Consider the following 4,015-nt stretch of genomic DNA (forward strand, 5'->3'; position numbering starts at 1 on the left):
GGTATCATGTACACCTAGTTCCATTAAAATGTCGCTACTGCGCAGCAGGAGCAGTGTAGCTAGGCAATCCCTTAAGTCAAGGATCTTTAGGGTTCTAGCCAGGAGCAGTATAGAGCTTAAGACAGGCCTAGCTATAGTGACATATGATTATACAGTACTCCATAAGGTGTTCAAGAGCGTTCATGAGCTAGCTGGCAGGACACGCTTCATATCTATCTCGCAGGGCATAGACAATATAACTATAATAGTGAACACTGAGTTACTAGATGACTTAGTTGGCCTGATGGATAAGGAGCCGGTGTGGCTTGAGAGAGATGTCTCGGCAATCATAATAGTAAGCCCAATCGAGAATATTGAGACACCGGGCTTTATATCCTATATAACAACACTCCTAGCCAGGAAAGGGATCAACATACTCCAAATAATGTCGGCTCACAGTGACACTATCATAGTAATCGATAGAAAAGACTCTGTGGAGGCATTTAAAACACTGGAGTCAATAATATTGAAAGCCAAGGAGGATAGCAAGGAGCCCTTGAAATAAATGGGTGAATACAGTTGGCCTCGGCACTCAGCGGGGGGTTCGATACCATCCCTGGATTAATCTCCAGCAGTAGAAGATGGCTTTTTGTTTCACTATGATATAGTTATTCATGGGTGTAATGCTTGAGGAGGGCTTTATTCATTGGTAGGTTTCAACCGTTTCACAATGGCCACCTGCATGCCCTCAGATATATACTAGAGAGGTTTGATGAAGCCGTGATCGCTGTGGCAGCCGCCCAATACAACTACACAGCGGACAACCCCTTCACAGCTGGCGAGCGCGTTGAGATGATTAAGCTTGGACTAGGCGACCTATACTCAAGGTGCTATGTGATCCCAGTTGATAATATTTCAAACAACTACCTCTGGCCACTCCACCTCCTCAGCTATGTACCCAGGGTTGACACGGTATTCAGCAACAATAGGTTTGTGCAGGAGCTCTTCAAAATACTTGGACTAGAAACCCTTGAGACACCAGTATTACCTGGTGTCAGTGGCACCATGGTTAGGAGGCTCATGGCTGAGGATGGAGACTGGGAGAGCCTCGTACCCTCAAGCGTAGCCGAGTTCATTAAAAGGATCAATGGGGTTGAGAGAGTTAGGGGACTCTTGAAGCTATCAGTGAGGGTACAGGGTGAGAGGTTTTGACCGGGTTGACCACTTGCATCATAGCTATTGGCTCAGAGATCACGAGGGGAATAATACAGGACACTAACTCTCACTGGCTTGCTCGTAGGCTGACCAGTATTGGGGTTGATGTAAGAAGGATTATCGTGGTACCGGATGATATGAGTGAGATAACATGGGCTCTCAGAGCCTGCATTGAGGCATGCAATATAGTGATTACAACCGGGGGTCTGGGCTTCACAAGTGATGATATAACGATACCGGTAATCGCTGAATCCCTAGGATTGAAGCGAGTTTATTCGCCAGTAGTCTACGAGATGGTTAAGAATAGACTTGTAGGCAGGATACCAGAGCACCTCGAGGTAGTCTATCCTCCTGAAGGAGCCGAGCCTCTCCCGAATACTGTTGGTGTCTCACCTGGATTCCATCTGGTCTACAATGGAAGACACCTATTCATACTTCCTGGGGTACCAGCCGAGATGGAGAACATATTCGAGGGGGAGGTAATGCCGAGGCTAGCCAGGTTAACCGGTACAAGTGTTACAACTCTCAAAGTGATCACGAAACATGAGGTGGAAGCTGAGGTAGACAAACTGTTAGAACCACTGAGAGTAAAGTATAAGTGGGCATATATAAAGACTCATGCGAGGAAACCTGTGGAAATCACGATACAGGTATATGGAGCCAATAGGGAAGATATAGATGAGAAAGTAAATACGTTGCTAAGAGAACTCAGTAAAATACTTGAGATAGAGGTGACCTCTTAACCCTCTGCTACTACCCTCTTCGGCCTTGGTTTCACCCTTATTGTGAATGATGATTCTCTACCACGGGGGCTTACACCGTGATAGTAGTTGAACCTGCCTTTACAGCTGGGACATATATATGCATTCACTATGTAGAACCTGAATCTCCACTCCTTAATGGGGGCCACGTTGACCTCGCTTCCGCAGAACGGGCATTTAACCATGGATAACCCTCCCCAAGATATATCTCTATGTACAACTATAAAAACCTAGCTATAAGGCCTACGTGGACTGGAGTAGGGTTGGATTATGAGTTATTTCAGCCATGCTGTAAGTGCTCTGAGCGGGTTTCTCCAGGCTATTTTCTCGATGTCTTCTCTAGTGAAGCCTTCCTCGAGTAGCTTGCTCCATAAGCTCCCTATTTTATCGATGGATTCCAGTCCTTTAACAAGCGGTGCATCAAGTGAGCCGAAGTAGTCTGAGCCTATTGCTAATATGTCCACTCCATAATTATCTCTTATATATACCGCGTGTCTGACCAGGCTGGATACATCTGGTACACCCGTTGACACAAATGAAGCTATGAATACTAGTCCTACAACCCCCTTGCTCTCTGCCACTACTTCCAGCGTCTTGTCATCAAGGTTCCTAGGATGGTTATGAACCGATCTGGTATTGGCGTGACTGACTATTACGGGCTTCCCTGTTGCCTCGTATGTGTCTTTCACCGTTTTCCCGCTTGCATGGGCTAGATCCACTGCTACCCCTAGCTCCACGGCTCTCCCAATGAGCTCTAAACCTTCCCTCGTCAAGCCATTATCGATCTGTGTCCTACAGGAGGAAGCGTACTTATTGTTATAGTTCCAGGTTAACCCTAATACACGTAGCCCGCCAGCATATAAGAGATCCAGGTCCTCTGGGCTCCTCAAGGAATCAGCCCCTTCAAGCCCTACAAGCAAGCCTATGCTACCATTTTTCTCATTGAAGAGTCCCTGAAGCTGGTCTCTACCTAATACAAGCTTGAACTCTCTGTGGGCTAACACAATATTCCTGTATAAGTCCAACCCTGCGTAAACCAGCTCAAGGCTCGGATAATGCTTGTAAGATATCCTCCCACCACGGGAGTACCAGGGTATCATGGGGAAGATACTGGCGACAACGAGCCTTGTGTTGCTGGCGAGGTACTTCGGGATATCAGCGTGCCGGAGTGGTTCATCGATATCAAAGGGTTTCAATGGGAATGGGTTGAGCAGGCTTCCTGAGAGAACATAGGCCGCTATATCCTCGTGGAGATCTACTAGAGGCGGGTTCAAGTGGATGCACCCGGAATAATTAATTCTCCATGCTAAATAAATAGGCTTCCCCATTGACGCGTAGATTACTCAAGGATACAGTAGACTCCGCCTGCGCGTAGTTATACCTGATGACATCCAGTATCGATGTTAAGCGTTTAAGGTATGATGACTAGAGCATCTTATAGACTTCATCCAAGTGCTTCTTAACCAGCTCCAGCTTCCCACTTAACTCTGCTAGCCGTGTCTCCAGTTCCTGGTTTCTCTGCCTTAACTCATTGTTTTCTCTTTCTAGGCTACTTAGTTTCACTACATAGGATTCTACATCAGGTATGTCTACTTCGATGAAGCCGTTTCCAGTCTCCAGTTTTTTTAACACGTCTGAAACAGCCTTGCTGAGGGCGTCCTTGATACTCAGGTATTTCCTAACAGTTTTCTCGGGTACCCCGAGCTCCTCGCTTATTAAGCCATAGGAGTGATTGGCCTTGAACCTCGCGAAGACGGCTGCTGCTGTGGAGAGCTCCTTGATAATACTTGACTTATCTTCGTTGCTGGAGAGCAGTGTAGTGAGGCCTGGCCCGAATATTGTCGCTGTGTATAATACTGCCTCGAGGAGCCTTATCTCCTCCTTGCTTCCCGGTTGCAGGGGAGCATATAGCTTCACCAGCATTGTAGGCTTTCACCCCGGTAAGTATATTATGTATTAATATGCTTAAATATGTTTCCCACTACCTTTCCCACAACACAAACAAAGCCTCAGATTGTTGTTTCTGTTTTCATACTTTTAGGTTTATGAAGGTTGGTATA

At 46.4% G+C, this 4,015-nt stretch carries 6 protein-coding genes; 3 read left to right on the top strand and 3 right to left on the bottom strand.

Annotation, left to right across the window (positions count from 1 at the left end):
* The 3 genes from ACP5N5_RS05985 to ACP5N5_RS05995 form a co-directional block, all read left to right on the top strand.
* A partial coding sequence (locus tag ACP5N5_RS05985) for an ACT domain-containing protein (protein WP_428133923.1) occupies positions 1 to 544 on the top strand: 544 nt, incomplete at its 5' end.
* A gap of 122 nt (positions 545 to 666) precedes the next feature.
* Positions 667 to 1,191 (top strand): nicotinamide-nucleotide adenylyltransferase, encoded by a 525-nt coding sequence (locus tag ACP5N5_RS05990; RefSeq protein WP_042667622.1) that lies wholly within the window; start codon positions 667 to 669, stop codon positions 1,189 to 1,191.
* 5 nt (positions 1,192 to 1,196) lie between these two features.
* The gene (locus tag ACP5N5_RS05995; protein WP_428133927.1) at positions 1,197 to 1,937 is read left to right on the top strand and encodes a competence/damage-inducible protein A; all 741 of its coding nucleotides are present in this window, start codon (positions 1,197 to 1,199) and stop codon (positions 1,935 to 1,937) included.
* Here ACP5N5_RS05995 and ACP5N5_RS06000 read toward each other — a convergent pair.
* From ACP5N5_RS06000 to ACP5N5_RS06010, 3 genes are all read right to left on the bottom strand, one after another.
* Positions 1,934 to 2,140 carry a hypothetical protein gene (locus ACP5N5_RS06000; protein WP_012608538.1) on the bottom strand — a complete coding sequence of 69 codons (207 nt, stop codon included), beginning with the start codon at positions 2,138 to 2,140 and terminating at the stop codon, positions 1,934 to 1,936. The genes ACP5N5_RS05995 and ACP5N5_RS06000 overlap by 4 nt on opposite strands.
* A 90-nt stretch (positions 2,141 to 2,230) precedes the next feature.
* Complete coding sequence (locus ACP5N5_RS06005) at positions 2,231 to 3,229, bottom strand: dipeptidase (RefSeq protein WP_428133935.1); 999 nt, start codon at positions 3,227 to 3,229, stop codon at positions 2,231 to 2,233.
* Between the two features lie 151 nt (positions 3,230 to 3,380).
* Complete coding sequence (locus ACP5N5_RS06010) at positions 3,381 to 3,878, bottom strand: transcriptional regulator (RefSeq protein ID WP_428133937.1); 498 nt, start codon at positions 3,876 to 3,878, stop codon at positions 3,381 to 3,383.
* Positions 3,879 to 4,015: the final 137 nt, after the last annotated feature.

The organism is Desulfurococcus sp. (genome assembly GCF_049970475.1).
In the GTDB taxonomy this organism is placed as follows: domain Archaea; phylum Thermoproteota; class Thermoprotei_A; order Sulfolobales; family Desulfurococcaceae; genus Desulfurococcus; species Desulfurococcus amylolyticus.